This is a genomic window from Mycoplasmatota bacterium (assembly GCA_018394295.1).
GTDB lineage: Bacteria > Bacillota_I > Bacilli_A > Haloplasmatales > Haloplasmataceae > JAENYC01.
In genome coordinates this window covers 1,865,565-1,892,359 of the sequence record CP074573.1, presented here as the reverse complement: position 1 = coordinate 1,892,359, position 26,795 = coordinate 1,865,565, and the positions used below count along the sequence as shown (strand labels likewise).

Here is a 26,795-nt window from a genome sequence, read left to right as displayed (position 1 = left end):
ATAGTAGACATAGTAAGTTATTTCAAGACAACTAGTTGTCTTGAAATAAAATTTAAAAACTTAGTAAGGAGAACAACTTTATGGCAAGATACTCAAAGGATTATAAGTTATCATTAATACAAAGAATGATGCCACTACATAATGAATCAGTCAAAGAATTATCAAGAGAATCAGGAATACCAGAAATAACACTTTTTACTTGGAAAAAGAAAGCGAAAGAAAATGGAATCCCTGTTAACGAACAACCTTTAAAATCAGAAGAATGGAGTACACAAGATAAGTTTCATATTGTCTTAGAAACTGCAACATTAAGTGAAGTAGAATTATCTAAGTATTGTAGAAATAAAGGACTATATGTTAATCAAGTTAAAGAATGGCGAGATGCATGTATGCAGGCTAATGGTGGTGTAGCTAAACAAGCAACAGAACTACAAAAGCAGTTAAGAGAAAAAATCAAGAACTTAAGAAATTAAATAAAGAACTCCAAAGAAAAGAATCAGCACTTGCAGAAGCAGCAGCCCTTCTTGTACTTAGAAAAAAGGCAAGTGCGATTTGGGGGGAAGACGAGGAAGATTAATCAGTGCCACATATCGCAAAAAAGCAATATCACTGATAAGAGAAGCTGTAGATAATGGAGCAAGACAAGAAAAAGCATGTGAAGAAATAGGAATTAGTTTACGAACACTTCAACGATGGAGAAGTGATTCATCACCAAATGAAGATCAAAGACCTATTAGTAAAAAAAAAGCACCCAAAAATAGATTAACTAAAAAAGAACGAGAAGAAATTTTAAAAGTCGTAAATCAGCCTGAATATAAAAACTTATCTCCTAATGAAATTGTGCCGCTCCTAGCTGATAAAGGAATATATTTAGCATCTGAATCAACAATATATAGAATCTTAAGAGAAGAAAAACAACTAAAACATAGAGGAAATACTAAAAAACCCCAAAATAGACCTATATCAACACATTATGCCACAGGTCCTAATCAAGTTTGGATGTGGGATATTACTTATCTAAAAGGACCAATAAAAGGGATGTATTATTACTTATATTTGATCCTAGATTTATTTAGTAGAAAAGTAGTAGGATGGGAAATATGGTCTGAACAATCTGCTCAACACGCTAGTGAATTAGTTAAAAGAGCAGTATTAGCAGAAAATATACTTTTACATAAAAAACCTTTAGTGCTTCATTCTGACAATGGAAGTCCGATGAAAGGAGTCACTCTTTTAGAGACCCTTTATCAACTAGGTATTACTCCATCAAATAGTAGACCTAGAGTAAGTAATGATAATCCTTATGCGGAGTCTATATTTAAAACATTCAAATATTGTCCAGGTTACCCAGATAAGGGTTTTGAGACTATTAAACAAGCAAGAACTTGGACATTACAGTTTATAAACTGGTATAACTATGAACATCTTCATAGTGGGATAAAATATTTAACTCCGCACCAAAGGCATTCCGGTTTATCTAATAAAATATTAAAAAAGCGAATTAAAGTCTATGAACAAGCACAACTTAAACACCCAGAAAGATGGTCGAGAAACATAAGAAATTGGAGTGTGGAAAACATAGTTTGGTTAAACCCAGAAAAATCATCAATTTTGGAAAAAGAAGAAACAAAATCTTCTTAAAAAAATTAAAAATATGCGACAACTACCTTGACATTAAGCGATGAGTAATATCAATAGCATTCATTTTTGTTTGTATATTTTCTATAAAAATTTAATTAGCTCTTAGCTAAAAATAAAAAATATGTTTACTAGTAGAATGAATCAATTTATTAAAAATAATAATATGTAAGGAGTATCTCAAATATCAACAAAATATTATGAACATTTAATTTACATTAAAATTATAAAAAATTATATAAACATATTGAAAATTAATAACCAGTATAGTAATATTTGATTAATAATTGAAAAGGAGTGGTGTAGTATGACAATAAGAATAATCCAATTACCAAGAGTTAAAATGGCACGTTCTGGAGGAAGAGATTTAGAGAAATTTGATAGATGGTGGAGTAAAATAGCTTCAGAAGAAACAGGAGTTTTGTATCCTAAAGATTTTATGTGGAATAACGAAAAATTAGGATGTTTAGAATGGATATACGCAATTCCTGAAAATCTAGAAGACACCTCTGGTTATGAAGTTTTTGATTTTCCTGGAGGTCTATATGCAGTTGCTACAGCTTACGACGAAGATGAGGATAGAACTGAAGCCTACAATAGAATTTACACATGGGTTAAAAGCAGTGAACATTTTGATTTAGCAACTGAAGAAAATGACCCGAATTACCATACACGTTATGGAATGGGTCACGTAATTACACCACAAGGATTACCGATTAGAAACCAGTTTGATATATATGTTCCGATTAAATTAAAATAGATAATATCATTAGGATTTAATACTGTATATAAAGGAAGTCACTTTTGACGAGGGTGCTGAAAATCTAGTCTATTTTCAGATAACTAATATTAAATAAAAGGCTCTTTGTCAAGTAGTGTGGGTAGAGAATATCCAATAAACTGACATTAAATCAATTACGAGGATTAAGCTGAATGGCTTAGTCCTTTTTTCATTGTTCCCATTCCATGAGAAATGAGAATTCGTAGTTTAAAATGATGATAGCTTCTATAACCAAAAGCTATACGCTTGATAACTTTTATTTTATTATTTATACCTTCAATTACACCATTTGTATAATTAGTAGACATTAGATTTAGAATATAGGATTTATTCTTACGAATAGATTTAACTGATGTTTTCATATAAGCTGATATGTTTGGGTATTCTTGTTCAATTTGATCAAGAGTAGTTGTAAAGAGTTCTGGATTTTTGTTTTTAATACTATGTAAAAGGTCCTGATATAGTTCATATGTATCTCTAAGTTCCTTACTTTGATCTAGTAAATAATTTACAATATCTTCTTCACACATCATTTGTTTAAAACAATAAACTTTTCTATAATTTTTGATGTCTAATTTAGCCCGATCTTTCAATATAAGCTTCCAATAACGTTTAAACTTATTGTAGTTCTTTTTATCTTGATTCATAATTCTAACTCTAGTTTTATTTAATGAGCGAGAGATTAATTGAATAATATGGAATTTATCCATAACTATTTTAGCGTTAGGAAAGAGCATCTTTATAAGTTGAATGTAGGGCTTGTACATATCGATAACGATTAATTTTACACTTCTCCTTGCTTTTTTAGTGTATCGTTGGAAATATTTGATTAATGAATTTAAGCGTCTATCTTCAACGATATCAATTATGCTTCCATTATGAGCATCACAAAAAAGAAAAGACATAGCCCCTACTGATGATTTAACTGATTTAAATTCATCAAAACAAAGTTGTTCAGGTAAATAATTATAATTAGGCTTATGCACTTCATAGAAACTGTTTATAACACGATTTACAGTGGAATGTGATACATTATGTTCTTTGGCTAAATCACATTCAGAAATCTTATTAGAAGCTGCAAGAGCAACAGCTACTTTAGTATTATTAGATATATAACAATGCTGATTAACAATAGATGTCTTGAGAGTAAAGGTACTATTACAATGATGACATTTATAACGTTGTTTTTTAAGTTTTAAATAAGCATTCATATTAGATACTTTAGGTAAAGTTATTGTAGATGTCTTAAAGCCATGCTTTTCAAACTGGTTATCAAATACACAACCACATGAATAACAATATTGAGGCTGATATGTGAGAGTTCCATAATAGATTTGTGATCTAACACCCTTAATAATTTCTTCTGAGTAAAAGTTTTCATTAAAAGAAATATTTTCATCTTTTAAATTTAGTACTTTTACGATACAATTGTATTGAGACATATTTCCAATCCTTTCATTAGTGATTTCGTCGTTATTAATTGTATCAGGATATTGGAAATCTGTCTCATTTTTTTATGCAAATTAAATGGTGTGAGTTTATTACCCACACCAAATATTATAGAACCAAATAAAAAAAGTTAGAAATGATTTAACTTCATTTTCTAACTTTTTTATTGTTTCTATTAAAGAATGAGATATATTCTATCCCATTAGTGTTACAATTCTTTTCAAGTTTACTGCGAATATTGTCATTGCTGATTGTATCTGCATACCTAAAAGGCCATGGGATTGACATCTTTTATATCCATGACTATTTTTCAATTCAGAATTTTTAGCTTCTATCTTATACCTTTCTTTTGCTAATTCTTTGAATTCTTTACTTTCTTGAAATTTTTCATGTTCTGCATGAACATTATCCTTCTTTAATGTAACTGTATAAGATCTACTATCTTGTCCTTCTTTATATCCACATTCTTCTTTAAATGGACACGTTTTACATTTTTCTACATCAAAATAATGCGTTTCTCGCAATGGAGTTCCTTCTATCTCATGTTTCTTTTTACCATGTAGTGCAACTCTAACTCCCATATGACCTGCTTTACATACATATCTTTTCGCATCTTTATTATATTCAAAATTCTCACATTTTCTTTTATTTCCTTTAGATACTGTTTTACTCAATTTTGAAACTAATTTAAATTCATTTTTTTCGCATATTCTATTAGTTCTTTTTCTGAATACGCTCCATCCCCTATAAAAGCATCAACTTCAATTCCAGTTTCTTTTGATTTCACATATAATTCTCTTGCTTGCTTTCCATCGTGTTTATCTCCACTTGTCACAACTGCCGCTGTGATAATTCGTTCTGGCACCATCGCGATATGTGTTTTATATCCAAAGAATGATGTATCAGCTGATTTATGTCCTACTTTTGCATCCTTTTCTACCATTGAATTTATTTCTTCAATATTATCATTTACTATTTCTTCTAATAAGTTTGTTTTTAATCTAATATTTTCTCTGATTAGTAAATTTTCATCATTTCTAATTAATTCAACTAATTCATTACAGTATTTTATATGATCGTCTATATTCTTTGATATTGGCTTTTCAGGCATCTTATCTTTATAACTTTCATCAGTCTTATATACTACTTTTCGTAAATTTTTTGATTTCTCTTCTAAGATTTCAAGTGGTGATTTATAATTAAACATACTATTTGTATGTGTTGAGTCTACTATTATTTGTTTTGATTTTATTAATCCTAAGTTTAGTGCTAGTTCTACTGTTTTTGAAATTAGTTTATCTAATAATTCTCCATCTTTTAATCGTAACTTTCTAAACTTTGTTAAACTTGTTGGATGGATAATATCTGTTTCTTCTGGAGCTATTTCTAAAAAATACTTATATGCCATATTTAATTGTGCTTGTTCAACTAAATCTCGGTCAGACATTGGATACATTACTTTTAATAATAATAATTTAAACATAAAAATAGGACATTTCGCTGTCGCTCCATTATCCTTTGTATATTTATCTTTTAATTCTTCATAAACAAATTCAAAATCCACTAATTCTTTAAATTTTCTTAATATATGATTCTTTGGAACCACAATATCATACAACTTACTGTATGGACTTAAGACAAGTTCTTTATTAGGTAGCATACTATCACCAATTTCAAATTATTTTCTACCTTCATTATATCATTTTTCACTTTCTTTTCGTTGTATTTATATGAAAAAAGGAAGAATAATTAATATACTCTTCCCAATTCATAATTTGATGAGACTTTTTCAGCAGCCTCCTTTTGACTTCCTTTTTCTCTCTGGATGTATTATCACTAGTGTACAATCAAGAGAAGTATATAAAGAAGTCTTAAAAAAAGGATGTGTATCAATTATTGTCAGCCACAATCACATCTCAAGCCCATTTGATGTATCCATTTTGAAAAGGTTTATTGAAGTAGAAGTATTAATGGAAATTGGACTACTGGATCACTTTAAAATAGGATTTGATGGATGAGAGAAGAGAAGTATGCTTCTCATAAATTATTAATCTGCTTTACTAGAAATTTATGTATTGACTATGATTAATTTATGACTATAATTATAGACAAATAATTAAATTTTCAAATTATACGAGGGGGAAATTAAATGAAAAAGGTTTGTATTATTTTATTATCAATATTATTAATCTGGTTTTCAATGGATATGACAGGATTTTCTATTGGTGATATTATCATTGTGGAAGCTGCTTGGAATAGTATTGATGGTGTGTGGTGGATAATTTTTTTAGTTTTATGTTTTTTCTTTTATATAAAAGACAGATTAGGAAAATATATATTAACTGTATTCGTGTTTCTTTGGACAGTAATTCAGTTTTTTAGTCATTGGTATTATACCTTATTTGGTGCTTCTGATAAGAAAATAATTTCATATAATCAATTCTTTAAAGATACCTATCACATTATAGCAGCATCTGATACTAGGGTTATTCCAGATTTCTATCATATTGTACTCCATATTTTTATTTTAGTAAATTTAACTTGCTTGGTTATATTCTGTATATATAATTGTAATTCAATGTCAAAAGATATAGATGAACTGAAATAATCTTTGGTATACAACCTAATTAATTAGCGCTGATGGATATAATAATATGCGAGAAGAAAAATACATATAAATAATCTTCTTTATAGAGATAGTATTATTTTTTTATCAAGAAAACTTTATTAATATAATAATTTATTATCTATCTGAAATAGAAATAATTGCAATTATATATAATTAAATAATTATATGTTATAATGGAAGAAAATGGAGGGATATTATGAAGGTTAAGATTAAAAAAGAATTATTAGTTATTTTATTGATATTATCAAGTTTTGATATGTTAATGAAAATAAGTAGTATATTTTATTTTAGATTTTCATTTGAATTTTTATTTGATAAAAATGGGGACTTTATTAGAGGGTGCTGAAAATCTAGTCTATTTTCAGATAACTAATATTAAATAAAAAAAGTTAGAAATGATTTAACTTCATTTTCTAACTTTTTTATTGTTTCTATTAAAGAATGAGATATATTCTATCCCATTAGTGTTACAATTCTTTTCAAGTTTACTGCGAATATTGTCATTGCTGATTGTATCTGCATACCTAAAAGGCCATGGGATTGACATCTTTTATATCCATGACTATTTTTCAATTCAGAATTTTTAGCTTCTATCTTATACCTTTCTTTTGCTAATTCTTTGAATTCTTTACTTTCTTGAAATTTTTCATGTTCTGCATGAACATTATCCTTCTTTAATGTAACTGTATAAGATCTACTATCTTGTCCTTCTTTATATCCACATTCTTCTTTAAATGGACACGTTTTACATTTTTCTACATCAAAATAATGCGTTTCTCGCAATGGAGTTCCTTCTATCTCATGTTTCTTTTTACCATGTAGTGCAACTCTAACTCCCATATGACCTGCTTTACATACATATCTTTTCGCATCTTTATTATATTCAAAATTCTCACATTTTCTTTTATTTCCTTTAGATACTGTTTTACTCAATTTTGAAACTAATTTAAATTCATTTTTTTCGCATATTCTATTAGTTCTTTTTCTGAATACGCTCCATCCCCTATAAAAGCATCAACTTCAATTCCAGTTTCTTTTGATTTCACATATAATTCTCTTGCTTGCTTTCCATCGTGTTTATCTCCACTTGTCACAACTGCCGCTGTGATAATTCGTTCTGGCACCATCGCGATATGTGTTTTATATCCAAAGAATGATGTATCAGCTGATTTATGTCCTACTTTTGCATCCTTTTCTACCATTGAATTTATTTCTTCAATATTATCATTTACTATTTCTTCTAATAAGTTTGTTTTTAATCTAATATTTTCTCTGATTAGTAAATTTTCATCATTTCTAATTAATTCAACTAATTCATTACAGTATTTTATATGATCGTCTATATTCTTTGATATTGGCTTTTCAGGCATCTTATCTTTATAACTTTCATCAGTCTTATATACTACTTTTCGTAAATTTTTTGATTTCTCTTCTAAGATTTCAAGTGGTGATTTATAATTAAACATACTATTTGTATGTGTTGAGTCTACTATTATTTGTTTTGATTTTATTAATCCTAAGTTTAGTGCTAGTTCTACTGTTTTTGAAATTAGTTTATCTAATAATTCTCCATCTTTTAATCGTAACTTTCTAAACTTTGTTAAACTTGTTGGATGGATAATATCTGTTTCTTCTGGAGCTATTTCTAAAAAATACTTATATGCCATATTTAATTGTGCTTGTTCAACTAAATCTCGGTCAGACATTGGATACATTACTTTTAATAATAATAATTTAAACATAAAAATAGGACATTTCGCTGTCGCTCCATTATCCTTTGTATATTTATCTTTTAATTCTTCATAAACAAATTCAAAATCCACTAATTCTTTAAATTTTCTTAATATATGATTCTTTGGAACCACAATATCATACAACTTACTGTATGGACTTAAGACAAGTTCTTTATTAGGTAGCATACTATCACCAATTTCAAATTATTTTCTACCTTCATTATATCATTTTTCACTTTCTTTTCGTTGTATTTATATGAAAAAAGGAAGAATAATTAATATACTCTTCCCAATTCATAATTTGATGAGACTTTTTCAGCAGCCTCCTTTATTACTGCATATTTATTTGATGTTTTAACTTATGCTACATCAATACTATTATTTTTATGTTTATTAGTAATATACTATTTTTTGCACTATGGTTATAAAATTAATAAATTATTTATTCTTTTATGGTTCTTATATTTAATAAAATTACCATTATATATTTATAGAAATAAAATTATTTATGCAAATAGTAATCCATCGATTAACATTAAAATAGAGATATTTCAAAGATTTCAATATGTATTTTCGTTGATTTTTATTTTTTTATCTATTGCTTGTCTATCCTTTTTATTTTTTAACGTTGTTAAAAATAATATAACTAAAAGAAGTTTTAAAATTAATATCTTCTTATTTTTATTATACTTCATTATTTTTATATTCTATATTACTGGATTTTCTTTTTTTAAATTTGATGAAACTTTTTTTATTATGGTTTCTATTTTTGATATAATCAATTACTTGTTTCTACTTTTTGTTTTTTTAATGGTAATCGGTATTGTACACTTTATCATAAAAAAAATATATAAATTGAATAAATTTTTTCATAGTATAATTATTTTTATATTATGTTCTATCATTATTTGGGATTTAGTATACTTTTTTAGATTAATTATTAGATACTCTGAGTTAGTTTTATTTGATGCATATAGTCAGTTTTATTTATTGTACTATGTCTCACATCACTTTATAAACTATACATCAATTTTAGTATGGTTTATTATTTTAGTAAGTCAATATAAATCTTTTGTAGTTTTTCCAACAATAGAGAATGAAAATAATATCTCATAAGTATAGTTAAAATTACATTAGTTTTTTACTCTACACCTATAGGTGCCCTTGTCCACCCTAGATAAGTGTTTAAAGAGGCATTAAGACTTGGTTGTGTATTCATAATTGTGATGATAATCATCCAAGTGGAGACCTTACTCCAAGTACACACGATATATCTATCACCAAAAGGTTGATGGAAGTAGGAGGATTAATGGGAATAGTTTATTTATTTTAAAGAAATTTTTAGTTGACTAGCTTTTAAATATATTAAAAAGAGAGGAATAAATTTGAAAACATTGTGGGATATATTTTGATAATTTTATCATTAATATTATTTTTAGGAATATTTCTTTTTATTTTCGATGGAATAAACCATCAATATGATAATGCTGTAAAAATATTAAAAAATGGAATATTAGACCCAAAATCATTAGTAGTGGAAGATACTTGCTTAACTGAAGAAAAAATATATATTTCTTTCAGAGTTCATTCTATATCTTTATGTTGTAGTTTGTATATTTTATTTAATATTGTGATATTTTTCAATGTTTTGCTGTCCTTTATTTCTATTTAATCAAGTAATATAATTATCAACTCCATATATTTTTCAGATTTACTTAAATTTTATGATTTTATATTGTATAGGCAATAGAAAATGTATCTTACAAGGTTTATTTTAATATATTTAATAATCTATCTTGAGGTAATGCGTGCACTTGTCTTTGTTTTTGTCCTTGTATTGTTTCTGCCATACACATCGAATTTATGATAGCTTCTTCAACTGCTTCAATTGCTCCCTCAAAAATAAAATCGAGTTGTTCAGAGGGAAACATATTAATGGAGCAAATTGTTTCATCACCATAAGAATAACAATTTCCAGTTGAAAAAGTGATAAAGAAATCGCCACTACCCTCTTCTCCAATCCCGCCCAACTTTGCCATAGCTAACGCCACCCTTTTTGATATTCTTTGACACTGTAAAGGGAGTAACGGAGCATCTGTTGCTATCGTAACTAATAATGAACCATCGTTTTCTGGTGTATACCAAGGTAGTGGCACGTCCTCTTCATTAATTATTTCACCAACTAATTTATTGTTAATAATGAGATCTTTTCTCCGACCAAAATTACTTTGTACAAGTGCACCAATCGTGAAGTTTCCACAATCACACTCAATATTCCGTGAAGAAGTCCCAATTCCACCTTTAAACTCAAAACATATCATTCCTGTTCCTCCACCAACATTACCTTCTTCTACTACACCAGATTTAGCGTTTAGTATTGCTTCCTCTATGTCATCATATTTCATTGTCGTTTTTTCTAAATCACTTAACCATCCATCCCAAGTTTCAGCTACAATACCATTAGAAAATGGTTCGAGATGATTTAGTTTTCTTGTTGCTATAGAAAGATAGTGATGTGCTAAGCCTAGTAAATGACTTCCTGTAAATACAATCGGTGTCACCAAGGTTCCTGTTTCATTTATCCAATGGCTACCTGTAAATTCGCCTGTTCCATTAAAAGTAAAAAGTCCTGCTGGAAAATGACACTCTTCTAACTTGCCATTATTAGGCATGATAACGGTAAGTCCTGAACAAACATCTTTATCAATTATTGTTTTATGTCCTACAATGATACCATCTACATCTGTAATTGCGTTAAATTCTCCTGTTTTTAATTTGCCAATGTTAATCCCTAATTCTCTTATTCTTTTTCTCTGCATGATAATCCTCCATTTTAATTAATCTTTTTGATTATTGTAACACAATAGTTGAAAAATCTAAATATAGTTTATCCTTTTAATGTAAAAGCTATAGGACATAAAAGCCCATTCTTGACGTGTATATATTGGTAGTTGGAGCAACTCAATCACTATATCTAACGAATATAAATTTATTAGTATTCTTTAGACTTATAACTGATTTATTAAAATATAACAGTTGTAAAAAAAGTATTTATTGAATTTCTATATTTTAATAACAATAATACTAATTATTCATTATATAATTAATTGAGAGGCAATATTGTTAGGTGAAATTGAATAGATTTTATTATTTTTATTTAAATTAAGAAAAAAAAAGACTTGTTAGATTATACAATAAGTTTCTTACTAGATTTACTCCAAAAAGAAGTCAATTGATATAAAATATACCCTATAGTGTGGACACTTTGAAAAAGAAAGTGTTCCCTCTATAGGGTATTTTTGTATGTTATAATAATTTTAGTGTGTATTAAGGAGAAGAGGATATGAGCATTAATGTATTTAATGAAACAGAAATTGAACTAATAAAAAATAATCCAAATGTTAAGCGTGTGTCAAGTAAATCTATTACTTATACCCTTGAATTCAAGATTGACTTTATGCATGAATATAGAGGCGGAAAATTACCACGTCAAATATTTATTGAACATGGTTTTGATGTTGATATTATAGGGATGAAACGAATAGAACAATGTGCAACTAGATGGAAGAGACTTTATAATGACGGAGGCGTTGTTTCACTTGATGATTCCCGTAAAGATAATCGAGGAAGATATAAGCATGAAATTCAAACCGAAGAACAAGAGATTGAGAAATTAAAGGCTAAAATTGCTTTAATAGAAATGGAAAATGATATGTTAAAAAAGCTCGACGAAAGCGAAAGGAGGAATGGGAAAGAAATAAGAAAAAGTGATAAATTTGAGATGATCAAAAAGTCATCCATAAATCTAGAAGACCAGGAATACAAGATTATTTATGTAGTGTGGCAGAAGTATCAAGAAGTGGTTACTATAACTACCATTCAGAAAAATCAAAGAAGAATAGAATGAAAAAGGAACAAAATGATAAGAAAAGATTTAAACTCATCAAGGAAGTATTTGAGGTTGGAAAGAAAAAGTATGGTGCTAAACAAATTAAGATGCATTTAAAGGAAAACATGAATTTGAAGTCCATTAGAAGAATTATGAGTAAATATGGTCTAGTATGTAAAATACGTAGAAAGGATCCTTATAAGCAGATGTTAAAAGCAGATCAAAACCATAGAGTACACAAGAATCATTTAAATAGAAACTTTGATCAGCAGTCTCCATATAAGGTGTTACTGACTGATATTACGTATATAAGGTATAATAATAGATTCGCATATTTATCTACCATATTAGATGGTAGTACGAAAGAATTAGTTGCTTATAAGGTATCAAATAATCTTAAAATTGACTTTGTATTGGATACAGTTAAAGAATTAGACAATATAAACTTACCCGAAAATGCCATTATACATTCGGACCAAGGAAGTCATTATACAAGTCCTAAATTCTCAAAAGAAGTGAGGTCAAGAAACTTACTTCAATCAATGTCTCGTAGAGGTAACTGTTGGGATAATGCACCTATAGAATCGTTCTTTGGCCATATGAAAGACTATATAGACTTTTCAGAATGTAAAACATTAAAAGATGTAGAACTAAAAATAGATGATTATATGTACTATTACAATCACCAAAGATATCAGTGGAAACTAAATAAGCTGACTCCTATTGAATTCAGGAATCAGCTTAAAGCAGCATAATATAATATATTCTTTTTTTCAATATGTCCTTGACATAGGGTACAGTTTAATATGACTTCCTTTTTTTTCACTATATCTATTGTCATCCTTGTTCACCCCAGAGATGTGTTTAAAGAACATTAAGACATGGATATACATCCATTATCATCATGTAAAATCGAATAAGTGTCTAGGGCTTTATCATAAATTTACACAATATGACAAAATTAATTGCTAGTTGGATGTTAATATATAATTACTATTATTCGAGGAGATTTGTTATGAGAAAAATATTGATAATTCTTTTTGTATGTTTTTTATCTACTATTCTTTTTGGATGTAACGATTCGACTATCAATCAATATAAAATAACATTTAATAGTAATGGGGGAACAGAAGTACCATCAATAATTCAAAACTATAACACACAAGTAACAAAACCAACTGACCCAACTAAAACAGGGTATACTTTTATGGGGTGGTATAGTGATAGTAACTTAACAACAAATTATAATTTTACAACAATGCCTAAAGAAAATATTACATTATATGCGAAATGGTTAGTATTTTCTGATGAAGGTTTGAGTTATATCCCTTTAGAAGATAATACTTGTTCAGTAAGTGGATATAGTGGGACAACTCCTAATGTTATAATTCCTAGAGTTCACAATGAGTGTTTAGTTACAAGAATAAGTGATAATGTGTTTAAGGGAGTAACAAGTTTAAAAAGAGTAATTATCCCAAATAGTGTAACAACCATAGGTTATTCTGCGTTTTTAGGAGCAACAAGTTTAACGACAGTGATATTTGAAGAAGGTAGTCAATTAACAACTATAGGATATAGAGCATTTTATATCGCAACAAGCTTAACAAATATAACAGTTCCAGATAGTGTAACAATAATTGAACCACTAGCATTTGAAGGAGCAACAAGTTTAACAACAGTAATATTTGAAGAAGATAGTCAATTAACTACAATAGGAGAACATGTTTTTAATGGAACAAGTATAATAAGTATAACAATTCCTAAAAATGTGACAAAAATAGGATCTGGAGCATTTACAGTAAGAAGTTTTACAAATATTGTTGTTGATGTTGATAATCCTATGTTTAGTTCTATCGATGGGGTTTTATTCAATAAAGATCAAACATTACTTATCAGTTATCCAGCAAGTAAAAAAGAAATTACTTATACAATTCCAGACAGTGTAACAGAAATAGGTTTTTGTGCATTTCTTAATGCAAAAAATTTAACAAATATAATAATTCCAAACAGTGTAACAGAAATAGGTGGAAAGGCATTTTCAAGAACAGATAGTTTAACAAGTATAACAATACCAAACAGTGTAACAACTATAGGAGACAATGCTTTTTTCTTAACTACAAGTTTAGGGACCGTAATATTTGAAGAAGATAGTCAATTAACGACTATAGGTGATTATGTATTTGAAGAAGCAACAAGTTTAAGAAGTATAACAATCCCAAATAGTGTAACAACCATGGGTAATTATGCATTTATTGGAGCAAAAAATTTAACCACCGTAATATTTGAAGAAGGTAGCCAATTAACAACATTAGGAATTACAGTATTTAGTTCAACAAGTTTAACAAGTATTATAATAACAGCTAATACACCACCATCAATTGATACTTTTATCAATCCTAATTATAGTAATTTACTTGGAGTTTCGAATAGTAATTTAAAAATCTATGTTCCATCTGATTATGTTGATGATTATAAAGAAGCATGGCCATGTTATGACAGTAATATTTACCCAATTAGTAGTTAATATCATTTTGTAGAATGAAAGTGTGAGTTAGAGTAACTTATACTTTTCTGGTAAATGTGAGTAGTATGACTTGTGAATCTTCATAAGAAATAATGACAAGATTATTTATATTGAATAAATTAAAAAGATGAAGATCCTTCAACTAAAAAGATCTAGTTGAGGATTTTTTCTTATTATTTTATAATCTAATAAGTGATGGAAGTAGGAGAAATAATAGGAATAGAGTTACTTGATCATACTGATAAATATATTAATATGAGAGAATAGAAATATATTTAAGTGACCCTATTAAATTTAGAAAGTTACTACGATTAGATATTGTTTTCTCTACTTATATAATATATTTTTTATAATTTTATCTATTTAATGTCGAAATATGGTAAAATATGTAAGGGAGTGAATAAATTTTATAAATGAGGTGGGTATTATGAAAAAAATATTTATAATTCTTTTTGTTTGTTTATTCTCTACTACTATTGTTGGATGTAATAATTCACCTAAAATAACATTTAATAGTAACGGTGGAACAAAAGTATCATCAATAACTCAAGAATATAATACACAAGTAACAAAACCAACTGACCCAACTAAAAAAGGATATATTTTTGGCGGTTGGTACAAAGATAGTGATTTAACACGAGAATATACATTTACAACTATGCCTAGAAAAAAAATCACTTTATATGCTAAATGGCTTTCATCTGAAGGATTGAGTTATACTTCATTGGAAAATAATACATGTGCAGTAAGTAGTTTTGGTTCATATCCTTATATTTATATTCCCAAAGATTTTAATGGGTGTTTAGTTACAAAAATTGATACATATAGAGTATCATTCTTTTTAAAAAGTATTGATGTTGATGTTGATAATCCTATATTTAGTTCTATCGATGGGGTTTTATTCAATAAAGATCAAACAAAAATTATTGTGTACCCAATAGGAAAAACTGAAAAAACTTACTCCATACCTAATAGTGTAAAAATCGTAGGTGATTCTGCATTTCTATTAGCTGAAAGTTTAAAAAGTATATCAATACCAAATAGTGTTACAACCATAGAAGATGAAGCATTTAGGTTGACAAGTTTAACAAGCTTATCAATTCCAGCTAGTGTAACGACAATAGGTGATTCTGCATTTATACATATAAACAGTTTAAAAAGTATAAATGTTGATGTTGATAATCCAGTATTTAGTTCTGATAAAGGAGTTTTATTTAATAAAAATCAAGCAACAATTATATTTTATCCAGAAGGAAAAAGTGAAACAACTTATACAATTCCTGATAGTGTAACAACCATAGGTGATTCTGCGTTTTTAGGAGCAAAAAGTTTAAAAAGTATAACAATACCAAAAAGTGTGATAAAATTAGGTTCAATGGCATTTAAAGGTGCATCAAGTTTAACAACAGTAATATTTGAGAAAGGTAGTCAATTAACAACTATTGGTGATTCTGCGTTTTTAGAAGCAAAGAGTTTAACAACTATAACAATACCAAATAGTGTAATAACCATAGGTGATTCTGTGTTTTCGGGAGCAACAAGTTTAACAACCATTAAAATACCAAATAGTGTAACAACCATAGGAGAGCTTGCATTTTCAGGAGCAATAAATTTAGAAACAGTTACATTTGAAGAAGGTAGTCATTTAATCTCAATAGGAGTAGGTACATTTCATAAAGCCACAAGTTTAAAAAGTGTAACAATTCCAGATGGTGTTATAGAGATAGGAGATTGGGCTTTTAAAGAAGCCACAAGTTTAACTTATATTACGATTCCAGATAGTGTAACGAAGATAGGTTACTGGGCTTTCAAAGAAGCCACGAGTTTAACTAACATAACAATTCCAGATGGTTTAATAGAGATAGATTATGGGGCTTTTGAAGGAGCTAAAAGTTTAGTAAATGTAACAATTCCAGCTAGTGTAACAACAATAGAAAGAAACCCCTTTGTTGGAACATCAAGTTTAGAAAGTATAAAAGTAGATGATGATAATCCTGAATATTGTTCAAAAGACGGTATTTTATTTAGTAAAAATCAAGCAATTATTATTAAATATCCAGAAAGAAAAAATGAATCTATTTATATCATTCCAGATAGTGTGTTAACAATAGGTCCTAATGCATTTTCAGGAGTTAAAATGTTAAGAGAAATAATTATACCAAAAAGTGTTACAATAATTGATAGTTCTGCATTTAAGGATGCAACAAGTTTAACAAAGATAACAATACCAAACAGTGTAACAACTATAGGAGACAATGCTTTTTTTAGAGCTACAAGTTTAACGACAGTAACGTTTGAAGAAGGTAGTCATTTAACCACAATAGGAGAAGGTGCATTTTATGGGGCATCAAGTTTAGAAAGTATTTTTATAACTGCTCCAACGCCACCTTCTATAATAAATTTTGGAGTTACTAATAAATATGTGAAAATATATGTTCCATCTGATTATGTTAATGATTACCGAAAATCATGGTCGCAATATTTCGATAGTATTTTTCCAATTGATAATTAAATTTCTAAAAAAAATTACCATTGAAATATTATATATATTAATTTATACTTTTTTTTTACTATATACCTTTCCAAAATAATTATTGAGATTATTTGAAGTACATTAACATCCCTAGATTTTTTTGTAGTACTTCTTGTCATATGGAAATCATTAAGATATGTCATTTTTGATTAAGTATTAGATAAATATTCCTCTCTAATATTAACCGCATTATCTAGTATATATAATAATATATAAATTGATTGAATTGTTGCATTTCCCAGACTAAACTTCACAATAAATGAATGAGTATCTTTATCATATCTAATGCCAAATAAATCATTTTATTAGAGGATATATGGACGGGGATGGATGTATATCAACTTATAAAAAATCAAGAAAAAATATAAAAAGTTTAATACTTAAATGTGAAATAAAATTTATTGGTACATATGATATGATTTATGGAATTAAACAGTTTTTCAGTTCAGATAAAGATATTCTGATAAACAAACATTCTTCTAAAAGTTGTCAAATTAGTTTTTCAGGTAGAAAATATAGAGAAGCAGTAGATGCTTTATATAATGGAGCAACTATTTACTTGAAAAGAAAAAAAGATAAATGGGATGAATTTGTAAAGTATATGAGTGATATAGACGCAAAAAAAGAGTATAGAGAATCTAGGTTAATAGTAAAATTGGATAATGAATCAAATTATCTAGACAAATATACATTGAAGGACTTAAGAAAAGAGTTTAATTTAAAATGTTGTGAATATAGAGAAAAGCATAAGTCCTATAAAAACTTCAGGTGAATTTATTTAGATGAGTATAAGACTTTTAATGATAATTGCATGGATATAAAATATCTTTTTCATTATAAGAAAGGGTGTAATAAAGATATTTTTTATTATAAGAAAGCTTGTAATGTTGAAAATCCAAAAGTAATAAAAGCTGTTAAACAGTATGATTTAAATAAAAAATTAATTAAATATGGAAAGATACTAAGATGGAAGCAAATTACTATAACACTACATCTAAGGCAATACGTAAAGTTTGTAATGGTGAAAGAAAAACATGTTGTAATTTTATATGGGAATATTCTGAGCCTAAAAAGAGAAAACAATCTAAAGAAGTTAATCAATACTATATAGATGGAAAACATATTAAAACTTGGAATAGTTGCAAAGAGGCTGCACTTTTTTATAATGTTACATTCCAGTCTATTCAAAGAGCAATTAGTTGTAAATATAAAACTTGCTGTAGTTTTGCTTGGCTATATGGATAAATATATTTTTACCTTAAATTAACATATGATATTAATAATCACATAATTTTTAGAAAAAAAGTCGGGATATGTATCATAATATTCATTATAATAATATCATAATAAATTTTTGGAGGATATTTTATGAATTATTATGAACGTATACAAAAATCCATTGATTATATTGAGATAAATCTAGAAAATGAAATCGATTTAAAAGAGGTAGCAAAAGAAGCCTTTATGTCATTTTCAAATTTTTATAGGATATTCTTTGCGCTGACAGGTCATGGTGTTAAAGAGTATATTAGAAAAAGACGAATAAGTCTGGCTAGTGAAGATGTTTTATTAAACAAAGAAACTATAATGAGTATAGCAGTTAAATATGGGTTTTCAAGCAGCGATACTTTTTCAAAGGCATTTAAGAATATTGTTGGGTGTAATCCAACTACATTTATGAAGGATAGTTTGGAATATAGATTTGATAAAATTGATGTTTTGGACAAGTATTATGAAATCCAAGATGAAAACTTTCTGGATAAATATACTGATATTAAGGTGCTGAAAAAAATGGAGCCTATTAAAGTAGCTTGTTTTGAATACTACGGCAATAATCCTGAAAGTAATGCTTTTAAAGTTCTATTAGATTGGGCAAAAAATAATAATATAATTTCAGAGAATAACAAGTATAGACTTTTTGGATATGATACCACAGAGTGTAAAGCTGGTTCGAGTGAATATGGGTATGAAGCTTGCATTACCATAGATGAGGATTTTAATACGGATGATAGTCCTGTGAAGATAAAAGATTTAAGTGGAGGAATGTATGCAGTTACAACTGTAGGTGTAGAAGATATTTCAAAAGCATGGGCAAGATTTAAAAGTTGGGTAAAGATAAGTAAGTATGAGTTTGGCACCCATCAGTGGTTAGAAGAACACATGGAGGGTTTTAATGAAGATTTCAACTATGAAGTAGAATTATTTATGCCAATATGTGAGAAAAGTGAATATTCAATAGATATTATAAATGACACTAATGTTGCAATGTGTAAAGTCATTGGAGGAGAAAATATTGCACCCTTTGAAGCTTGGGAAACATTACTAAAATGGGCCGATTCTAATGGTATAAGTAATACATCTGATAAGCATAAATTCTTAGCTCATCACAATTATAACATAAAACGAAAAGGATTAAAGAGATGGTATATAGCTATGGTAACTATTGATAGCAATATGATTATTAATGAAAAAATGATAAAAAAGGGAGAGGTGACTGGAGGAAAGTTTATAACATGCAGCACAGACTTCAAAAGACTTCCTGAAAGGTGGAATAAAACTATTGAATGGTCTGGACTAAGAGGAGAACGTATAAATCCAAAGGTTAAATGGCGTGAGGAATGGCAAGTTGAAAATGGAAAGTTATTTCCTGAAGGCAATCCTAACATAAAAATTTATGTACCTATAAAAGATGGAAAAAACATTGAATGACATGGGGCTAATTATTTAAAATGCAAAGACAATTTATAGGACAAATGGTTCACTTGCAGGAACAGGAAAAGAGAGAGATTAAATGGTGGATTTCGCCTAATGTGATTCAGTGTCTAGTGATAGCATTTTAGAAAAGGTGGATTTTTCTCCACGCATTCCAACAGATTTGACTAATTTATACATGATGTTAATACCTGGATTGATCCTACATTCCAATTTAGAATAATTTTCGTGTAGGTTGTTTATAAAGTATTTTGCGTATCCACGTTTTCTGAATGTTGGAACTATATAAAATGACTTTATAAACTTTACGTCATTATCCATATCATCGAAACTTAAAAACCCAATAATCTGATCATTATCAGAACATAAAAACCAAATATTAAAGTTTCTATTCTTAATAGGTAATACTGAAGTAATATTACTGGAATTTATACCTAAGAATTGTTTGACTTCTTTGTTGTCAGATATTATTGTTTTTCGCATTTGCTTTATCATATTATTATTAATTTAACTATTTTTAAAGACTCGCATATACCCTCTATATTAATACGTAAACATCTAAGAAAGACTAATGACTCATGGCGTATGGATGAAACATATCTACGATTAAATGGGGAATGGATGTATTTATATAAAGCTGTTGACTCAAATGGTGATACAATTGACTTCTGGTTATCTAGAAAACGTGATAAAAAAGCTGCTAAAAAGTTCTTTAGAAAATCATTACGTTCTCCTCATAATAGTAATCCTAGAGTTATTATGACAGATAAATTTGCTGCTACAGAAGTAACAATTTTAAGTGAAATAAAATTGAAAAGGCTGGATCCAAAGACTCAGCATAGAAAATCTAAATATATGAATAATATTATCGAGCAGGATCATCGATATATCAAGAGGATAACCAATAAGATACTTGGATTCAAGCATTTTAAATCTGCCTGTTCTGTAATCTAGGAATTGAAACTATGCATCTGATCCATAAAGGACAAGCTAATACATATTGTGTAACTGATGAAATCAAATTGATTAATCAGCTTTTTTCTGTTGTGTAACTTACTTCAGTCAAAGATACTTTTATATCTAATTGTTCAAAATACTTTCCTTTTAAATCTATTTACAACTGAATCCATGACGTGTCCGTGAGATTTCCCAGGGTTAGTCTATTCACTTTCATTTCATATACTCGCCACATTTACGTATATTATTGCTTTGATGACTACGGACTTTGTTTTGTTAAGCAAACTCATCCATAATACCCGCCTGATGTGATTCGTGTTCCTCGAGTATAAATGTCAAGATAATAATGTACATTTTTAATTTTCTTCGATAAAGTAATTTTTAAGTCGATAAGATTTACCTGTAATGTTAACTACATGAGCATGATGAAGAACTCGATCAAGGATAGCGTTAGCTATTACAGGGTCTTTAAAAATATCATCCCAATTAGAAAAGTTAATGTTGGTTGTAATTATCGTACTTCGTTTTTCATATCGTCTATCTATTAGCTGAAAGAACAATTTAGAATCTTCTTTGTCGATAGGTAAATAGCCTAGTTCATCAATAATCAATAATTTGTACTTGGTAAAATGCTTGAGCCTATCGTTTAAGCGATTTTCTAACTTAGCTTTCTTTAACTGGGCTATCAAATCATGACATTTTATAAAGTAAGTTGATATGCGCTTCTTCGCAGCAGATATACCTATTGATGTAGATAAGTGGGTTTTACCAACACCACTCGTTCCCATAAAAACGATGTTCTCGCATTGATGGATGAATCTATGACTCTCAAAATCTAATATTTGTTCTTTGTTTATATTTTCTTGGAAAGAGAAGTCAAAATCCTTCAATTCTTTGTAATGGGGGAACGCCCCTACTTTAACCATAGCTTTGATCATACTAGCCTCTTTATAATCAATTTCATATGTTGTTAACTTAATAAGCCCATCAACGAAAGATAGATTATTTTTATTAATAAAGTTAATAGTATCGTCTAAATGATTTTTCATTTCTTTTAATTTTAAATATTCTAAATTTGAGATTAATTGCTCGTGTGCTGTTGTCATTATTTATAACGTTCTCCTATCTTATTAAGATTTTCTTTTGCGAATTTTTGAGTAAATCTTTTTCTTCATCCACTACAAGAAATGTTTAAATAAGTACTAAAACACAAATAAAAAAATAAAAGAGGCGCTATCAGATGATAACGCCTCTTTGTTAACTAGCTACTTAAAAGTCCTGGTAAGTATGTATAGAATGTACGTGTTTCTGTAACACCATTTTCAGTAACAGTTACATCATAGCTAACTGTCATTGGTAATAATGGCAGTTTAATAATACGGCCTGAATTATCTAAATATTCAGGGTTATTTGATGTCATTGTGATTGTAGCATCACTATGATTTTTAGCTATTTCATATTCAGTTGCAACCATTTGTTCAAATACAGGTTTTAATCCAGCATTACCTAATGTAATAGGACAATCTTTACCAGAGTAATCATAATGATATTTGAAATTTTCTAAAGGAAGGTTGTGCTTAACTAGTAAAGAAGCTACTAATTTAGCTGCTCTTTGCCAAGTTGCAAAGATATCTGAACCTTGATTCATTGCCATTTCAATACCAATACCATTTGTATTTCCTCCACCAAGAGAATCACCGGTATCTGTTTTACTATGGTCACCTACAAGACGACTTCCATCACCTGCATGGTAAGCACGTTCATTATCTGGAATATGTTGATATATATCATTTTCATCAACAGTATAATGCCAAGATACCCAAGCTTCTTCTCCACTGTTTGTTAAATTATTTAGATAAGATGCATGCATTGCTGCTGTTGCTGTTGAACTAGTGTTTGCTGTATCATGAACAACTATCCAGTGGATATTATCTTCATTATAGGTTGTATATTCAGCAGGGATTGGTTCCATTAAACGACCAGATCTTGTATATTGACTGATACCAATAATATCTTGTGTTACTGGGATATTACCAAAATAATAATTAGAAACACTTCGGTATGTTGTATGATCATAGTTAAATGCATAACCGATTGCTGTAAAATTATATATTTCTGAAGAAAGTGCTTGATTTTCAGTTAAAAAATCAAGTAAGCTTGATGTTGCATCTAAACTTTGATAGATTGATAACGTAATTGAAGTCTTTACTGTAGCATCATCAGCAAATGTAGCTGTAATGACTACTTCACCCTCTGCTATTGCAGTTACAAGACCATTAGCATCTACTGTAGCGATATTTTCATCACTTGATGACCATAAGATACTTTTTCCTTCATATGTGTTTGGAAATGGCGTTGCAGTTATGGTTACCGTGTCATCAATAATAAGTTGTTGACGGTTATCAGAAAGAGATAACTCAATACCTGGGTCAGCCTTTACTGTTACCTCAATTGTTGCTACAAGAGATGTATCTTCAAGTGATTTAACTGTAATAGTCACTGTTCCACCTTTTAATGCAGTTAGTAATCCATCTGGAGATACACTAATAATTGTTGCATCTGAGCTAGTCCATTCTACGCGTTTATTAGATGTATCAATTGGTGTAAATAATGTTTCTAGTTGATAGGTATCTCCTAGATTCATTTCTGTTACTGGATTAGTAATTGAGATATCAGTTGGTAATATTTCAACTACTTCATCTGGACCTGGTACATCTTCTTCATTTGTATAGTAATTAGCGAAATCTGCTTCAGTTAAGTTACCAAAATTAGCTACTGTAGGAGCAACAGGACCCCAGTAGTTTTTAGTAAAGTCTACAGCATACATATCTGAAGAATGTCCCCAATATTTCTCTACACCATTAACGATGTTATAGTTTACTTTCGCTACGATTGGTTTATCAGCTACCCATTGACCTGCAGCATTACAATATTCAGGGTCAACCATAAAACCTTTAGTAACATTGGTTAATGTATTGTGAGTAACTTCAATAACAATTCCATCTTCATAAATTGCTTTACCCCAGATTGCAACGGAAGCATCTCCCATATTACTAAACTTATTCTCTGTAACAAGGATATGTCCACTTAAGAAACTTACAATATGGATACCACGATAATGATTATTCGCTACTTCGTTACGAGCAAATAATAAATCACCAGATGTATATCCTAAATAGTTTTCACGGTCGAAATCTGTAATGACATTATCAGTAATTGTTACTCTAGTAGCGTATTCAATCCAAATTGGTCTTACATAAAATTTAGTTGTATCTAAATTTAATATATTATGTAATTTGTTGTTTGAAATTAAAACATCAAATGTACCATTTTCAGTAGAGGTAGATACTAATTGAATAAATCCATAATATGGAGTAGCATCATAAGTAATGTCTTCTGCGATATTATAACTAAACTCAAATCCTTTTAAGCTAATCTCTTTTTGTCCAATAATTTGAGCTTTACCAGTAAAACTGAAACCAGATATAATAATGTTTTCTTCTCCATTAACATTTATTACACCAGTAAGCACTGCTTCATCAACACGTGTACCAGTATTTGGATCAATTTCAGCATTTGGTCCAATTAATTTTATATTGTTTGAATCAATAGTTATATCTTCTGAATAAGTTCCACTTAAAACTCTAATAGTTTTTCCAAAATCATTTGTTCCTACTAATGCTTCTGCAATAGTAGCGAAACCATTAACACCAATGGTAACTTTTTCACCATCTACTGTAGTGGTTTGTCCTGACATACTTGCATAATCTCCGCTTACATAATAAGTATTTGCGGCAAAGTTTCCATCTAATTCAAGATTATTTCTAAAGTAACCTGAATCTGGATAACTTACTTCACCATCATTTTGAACACCTAATGCATTATTAGATGCTTTTACTGGAACCATTTCATCTTTGTCACCATAAAGAATGTAATATCCGCCTAAACTTCCATCAAGGATAACTTCATTATTCATAACTTCTGCATAGAATCCAGTGTTATCAACTGTTGTACCTTCAGTTAAGTCCATTGAGAATACAGCTATACCATTACTTGAATTATAAACAGTATTATTTATAACTTTCACATATTGCTCAGTTGTTGTTAAATTGCCATCATAAATAGTAATAGCTGAATTAGTACATGTATCAAAATAGTTATCTTTTACTAAAACATTACTTGTAAAGTTAGTTACATGAACGAAACGGTAGATAATATTTTTAACTGAATTCTCACTGATAACTAAATCTCCAGCAATACCAGTAAAGAATAAATCACGACTAGCGTTTTCAATTTCATTTCCTTCAAATGTTAGATTTGTAATGTATGCTGCATAAATAACTCGATTTTGAATATCTTTACCAGTTCCAATTTGACCGGTTAAATTAACAACTTTATTATTTTTAACTGTAAAGTTTTTAAGTCCTTCATCAACAGATGTACCAACAAAATGGAATAATGCAGCGTATTGCTCTGAATAATTTAAATCATGTGCATAGATATTTTCAACGGTTAATCCATCAATCCCTCTAATTGTACTAGCAATAATACGTGATTCACCAGTCAATTCAAATCCTGCGATTGCGATATTTGAAACAGCTACCTCATCACCAATTGTGATGGTACCTTCAAATATTGTTTCTTCTACTCTAGTTTCAGTGTTTGGATTAATATTATAATTAGCACCAAATAAACTAATATTATTTTTGTTTATTTTAATATTTTCTTTATATGTACCAGGTAAAACATGAATCATTGAACCATCAACAGCAGAATTTAATGCTTCTTGAATTGATGAGAATAAATCAACACCATAAGTAAACGTTAATCCATCAAATTCACGGGTATCATTTTCTACTGCTTTTTCATCAACTAATAAATAATTTAATGTTTCAACTTCAACTGTTGTAAATACATCTGGATTTACACTTGATTTAGCAGTTATTTCTGTTTTTCCAGAACCAACCATTGTTACAACACCATCTTGGTCAACTGTCGCAATTGCTTCATCACTTGATGACCAAATGATACTTTGATCAGCGATTTCTGGTAATACACTTGCTGATAAAGAAATAGTTTGTCCAACTAAAACAGGTTCAACCGTTGTATTGATTACTATACTTGTAGGAGCAGGTAATACAACAGTAATTTCAAGTGTTCCTTTTACTGTGTTATCTACAACTGATGTAGCAGTTATCGTTACAGTTCCTAATTTAATAGGTGTTACGACACCTGTTTCATCAACTGTAGCGATTGTTTCATCACTAGATGACCAAATAATATCTTGACTAGCTAATTCTGGATTAACTAATCCTAATAATGTAATCGTTTCATCTAATGTTACTTCATCAGATCCTGAGATAATTACTTCTGTAGGATCAGGTAACACAACCTTAATCTCTTTAGTAGATGTAATTGATGTGTCTTTTGTTGAAGTTACTGTAATGGTAGTTGTTCCTACTGCTAATGCAGTAACTAAACCATTTTCATCAACTGTAGCGATTGTTTCATCACTAGATGACCAGGTAACAACTTGATCTGCAGAAGCAGGTAGCACGGAGTGTGTTAATTGAACGGTGTCTTCTACGACTACTGCATCATTACCAGTAATTGTAATTTCTGTAGGATCAGATAAAACTACCGTTACTGTGATGTCCACTCTAACATCCTCATCAGATTTTGAGGTAATGGTAATTGTTACTGTCCCTTCTGAGATGGCTTCTACATTTCCCTCACTATCAACAGTAGCAATCTCATCATTACTTGATTCGAAGGTAACTCCTTTCTTGTCATTTGTTTCATACAATAATTTTTCTGTTTGATTTACTTCTAAAGTTAATTCATTTTTATCTACTGTTAGAGTCATTTGCATACTACAAGCAAATAAAGTAGACAAGAATAAGATCAAAGTAAATAAACCTAAGTAAGTCTTTATAGACTTCATAACACA

The 26,795-nt window shown here is 28.9% G+C and carries 17 protein-coding genes and 4 pseudogenes; 14 read left to right on the top strand and 7 right to left on the bottom strand.

Going from position 1 to position 26,795, the window contains the following annotated elements; translation table 11 throughout:
- Positions 1 to 80 precede the first annotated feature (80 nt).
- Positions 81 to 1,641, top strand: a pseudogene (locus KHQ81_08685) (IS3 family transposase).
- A 304-nt stretch (positions 1,642 to 1,945) separates the two neighbouring features.
- A complete protein-coding gene (locus KHQ81_08680) occupies positions 1,946 to 2,398 on the top strand; it encodes a GyrI-like domain-containing protein (protein QVK16969.1) in 453 nt (150 codons plus the stop codon).
- A gap of 164 nt (positions 2,399 to 2,562) precedes the next feature.
- Here the strand turns inward: KHQ81_08680 and KHQ81_08675 are convergent, their stop codons facing one another.
- Positions 2,563 to 3,861 carry an ISL3 family transposase gene (locus tag KHQ81_08675; GenBank protein ID QVK16968.1) on the bottom strand — a complete coding sequence of 433 codons (1,299 nt, stop codon included), beginning with the start codon at positions 3,859 to 3,861 and terminating at the stop codon, positions 2,563 to 2,565.
- A 201-nt stretch (positions 3,862 to 4,062) separates the two neighbouring features.
- Positions 4,063 to 5,528: pseudogene (locus KHQ81_08670) on the bottom strand (IS1182 family transposase).
- A 172-nt stretch (positions 5,529 to 5,700) separates the two neighbouring features.
- Between KHQ81_08670 and KHQ81_08665 the strand changes: the two are divergent.
- The 3 genes from KHQ81_08665 (at position 5,701) to KHQ81_08655 (ending at position 6,843) form a co-directional block, all read left to right on the top strand.
- Positions 5,701 to 5,886, top strand: coding sequence for a DNA repair protein (locus KHQ81_08665; protein QVK19601.1), 186 nt, complete (start codon positions 5,701 to 5,703; stop codon positions 5,884 to 5,886).
- A gap of 131 nt (positions 5,887 to 6,017) precedes the next feature.
- Positions 6,018 to 6,476 (top strand): hypothetical protein, encoded by a 459-nt coding sequence (locus KHQ81_08660; GenBank protein ID QVK16967.1) that lies wholly within the window; start codon positions 6,018 to 6,020, stop codon positions 6,474 to 6,476.
- A 217-nt stretch (positions 6,477 to 6,693) separates the two neighbouring features.
- The gene (locus KHQ81_08655; protein ID QVK16966.1) at positions 6,694 to 6,843 is read left to right on the top strand and encodes a hypothetical protein; all 150 of its coding nucleotides are present in this window, start codon (positions 6,694 to 6,696) and stop codon (positions 6,841 to 6,843) included.
- A 107-nt stretch (positions 6,844 to 6,950) separates the two neighbouring features.
- On the opposite strand, the pseudogene KHQ81_08650 reads toward KHQ81_08655, so the two are convergent.
- Positions 6,951 to 8,416: pseudogene (locus KHQ81_08650) on the bottom strand (IS1182 family transposase).
- Positions 8,417 to 9,342: 926 nt separating this feature from the next.
- On the opposite strand from KHQ81_08650, the pseudogene KHQ81_08645 reads away from it, so the two are divergent.
- Positions 9,343 to 9,563: pseudogene (locus KHQ81_08645) on the top strand (hypothetical protein).
- A 436-nt stretch (positions 9,564 to 9,999) separates the two neighbouring features.
- Here KHQ81_08645 and KHQ81_08640 read toward each other — a convergent pair.
- Positions 10,000 to 11,049, bottom strand: a complete 1,050-nt coding sequence (locus KHQ81_08640; protein QVK16965.1) for a P1 family peptidase — start codon at positions 11,047 to 11,049, stop codon at positions 10,000 to 10,002.
- Positions 11,050 to 11,573: 524 nt separating this feature from the next.
- Between KHQ81_08640 and KHQ81_08635 the strand changes: the two genes are divergently transcribed.
- The 7 genes from KHQ81_08635 (at position 11,574) to KHQ81_08605 (ending at position 19,885) form a co-directional block, all read left to right on the top strand.
- Positions 11,574 to 12,137: a hypothetical protein gene (locus KHQ81_08635; protein ID QVK16964.1), complete on the top strand. Its 564-nt coding sequence runs from the start codon at positions 11,574 to 11,576 to the stop codon at positions 12,135 to 12,137.
- On the top strand, positions 12,071 to 12,874 hold the full coding sequence (locus KHQ81_08630) for an IS3 family transposase (protein ID QVK16963.1): 804 nt from the start codon (positions 12,071 to 12,073) through the stop codon (positions 12,872 to 12,874). Before KHQ81_08635 ends, KHQ81_08630 begins: the two co-directional genes overlap by 67 nt.
- Before the next feature lie 260 nt (positions 12,875 to 13,134).
- Positions 13,135 to 14,643: a leucine-rich repeat protein gene (locus KHQ81_08625; protein QVK16962.1), complete on the top strand. Its 1,509-nt coding sequence runs from the start codon at positions 13,135 to 13,137 to the stop codon at positions 14,641 to 14,643.
- 427 nt (positions 14,644 to 15,070) lie between these two features.
- Positions 15,071 to 17,155 (top strand): leucine-rich repeat protein, encoded by a 2,085-nt coding sequence (locus KHQ81_08620; protein QVK16961.1) that lies wholly within the window; start codon positions 15,071 to 15,073, stop codon positions 17,153 to 17,155.
- A gap of 337 nt (positions 17,156 to 17,492) precedes the next feature.
- Positions 17,493 to 17,948 carry a hypothetical protein gene (locus tag KHQ81_08615; protein QVK16960.1) on the top strand — a complete coding sequence of 152 codons (456 nt, stop codon included), beginning with the start codon at positions 17,493 to 17,495 and terminating at the stop codon, positions 17,946 to 17,948.
- A gap of 194 nt (positions 17,949 to 18,142) precedes the next feature.
- On the top strand, positions 18,143 to 18,421 hold the full coding sequence (locus tag KHQ81_08610) for a hypothetical protein (protein ID QVK16959.1): 279 nt from the start codon (positions 18,143 to 18,145) through the stop codon (positions 18,419 to 18,421).
- A 123-nt stretch (positions 18,422 to 18,544) separates the two neighbouring features.
- The gene (locus tag KHQ81_08605; GenBank protein QVK16958.1) at positions 18,545 to 19,885 is read left to right on the top strand and encodes an effector binding domain-containing protein; all 1,341 of its coding nucleotides are present in this window, start codon (positions 18,545 to 18,547) and stop codon (positions 19,883 to 19,885) included.
- A gap of 96 nt (positions 19,886 to 19,981) precedes the next feature.
- On the opposite strand, the gene KHQ81_08600 is transcribed toward KHQ81_08605, so the two are convergent.
- The gene (locus KHQ81_08600; GenBank protein QVK16957.1) at positions 19,982 to 20,371 is read right to left on the bottom strand and encodes a GNAT family N-acetyltransferase; all 390 of its coding nucleotides are present in this window, start codon (positions 20,369 to 20,371) and stop codon (positions 19,982 to 19,984) included.
- A gap of 102 nt (positions 20,372 to 20,473) precedes the next feature.
- Between KHQ81_08600 and KHQ81_08595 the strand changes: the two genes are divergently transcribed.
- On the top strand, positions 20,474 to 20,842 hold the full coding sequence (locus KHQ81_08595; GenBank protein ID QVK16956.1) for an IS6 family transposase: 369 nt from the start codon (positions 20,474 to 20,476) through the stop codon (positions 20,840 to 20,842).
- 359 nt (positions 20,843 to 21,201) lie between these two features.
- On the opposite strand, the gene istB is transcribed toward KHQ81_08595, so the two are convergent.
- Positions 21,202 to 21,951, bottom strand: a complete 750-nt coding sequence (gene istB / locus KHQ81_08590) for an IS21-like element helper ATPase IstB (protein QVK16955.1) — start codon at positions 21,949 to 21,951, stop codon at positions 21,202 to 21,204.
- A 155-nt stretch (positions 21,952 to 22,106) separates the two neighbouring features.
- Positions 22,107 to 26,789: an Ig-like domain-containing protein gene (locus KHQ81_08585; protein QVK16954.1), complete on the bottom strand. Its 4,683-nt coding sequence runs from the start codon at positions 26,787 to 26,789 to the stop codon at positions 22,107 to 22,109.
- Positions 26,790 to 26,795 lie beyond the last annotated feature (6 nt).

Excerpts from the sequence above, each read along its gene's own strand:
- KHQ81_08680 (QVK16969.1), top strand. The coding sequence starts at position 1,946 with ATGACAATAAGAATAATCCAATTACCAAGAGTTAAAATGGCACGTTCT.
- KHQ81_08675 (QVK16968.1), bottom strand. The coding sequence starts at position 3,861 with ATGTCTCAATACAATTGTATCGTAAAAGTACTAAATTTAAAAGATGAA.
- KHQ81_08660 (QVK16967.1), top strand. The coding sequence starts at position 6,018 with ATGAAAAAGGTTTGTATTATTTTATTATCAATATTATTAATCTGGTTT.
- KHQ81_08655 (QVK16966.1), top strand. The coding sequence starts at position 6,694 with ATGAAGGTTAAGATTAAAAAAGAATTATTAGTTATTTTATTGATATTA.
- KHQ81_08640 (QVK16965.1), bottom strand. The coding sequence starts at position 11,049 with ATGCAGAGAAAAAGAATAAGAGAATTAGGGATTAACATTGGCAAATTA.
- KHQ81_08635 (QVK16964.1), top strand. The coding sequence starts at position 11,574 with ATGAGCATTAATGTATTTAATGAAACAGAAATTGAACTAATAAAAAAT.
- KHQ81_08625 (QVK16962.1), top strand. The coding sequence starts at position 13,135 with ATGAGAAAAATATTGATAATTCTTTTTGTATGTTTTTTATCTACTATT.
- KHQ81_08620 (QVK16961.1), top strand. The coding sequence starts at position 15,071 with ATGAAAAAAATATTTATAATTCTTTTTGTTTGTTTATTCTCTACTACT.
- KHQ81_08615 (QVK16960.1), top strand. The coding sequence starts at position 17,493 with ATGGACGGGGATGGATGTATATCAACTTATAAAAAATCAAGAAAAAAT.
- KHQ81_08610 (QVK16959.1), top strand. The coding sequence starts at position 18,143 with ATGGAAGCAAATTACTATAACACTACATCTAAGGCAATACGTAAAGTT.
- KHQ81_08605 (QVK16958.1), top strand. The coding sequence starts at position 18,545 with ATGAATTATTATGAACGTATACAAAAATCCATTGATTATATTGAGATA.
- KHQ81_08600 (QVK16957.1), bottom strand. The coding sequence starts at position 20,371 with ATGCGAAAAACAATAATATCTGACAACAAAGAAGTCAAACAATTCTTA.
- KHQ81_08595 (QVK16956.1), top strand. The coding sequence starts at position 20,474 with ATGGATGAAACATATCTACGATTAAATGGGGAATGGATGTATTTATAT.
- istB (QVK16955.1), bottom strand. The coding sequence starts at position 21,951 with ATGACAACAGCACACGAGCAATTAATCTCAAATTTAGAATATTTAAAA.
- KHQ81_08585 (QVK16954.1), bottom strand. The coding sequence starts at position 26,789 with ATGAAGTCTATAAAGACTTACTTAGGTTTATTTACTTTGATCTTATTC.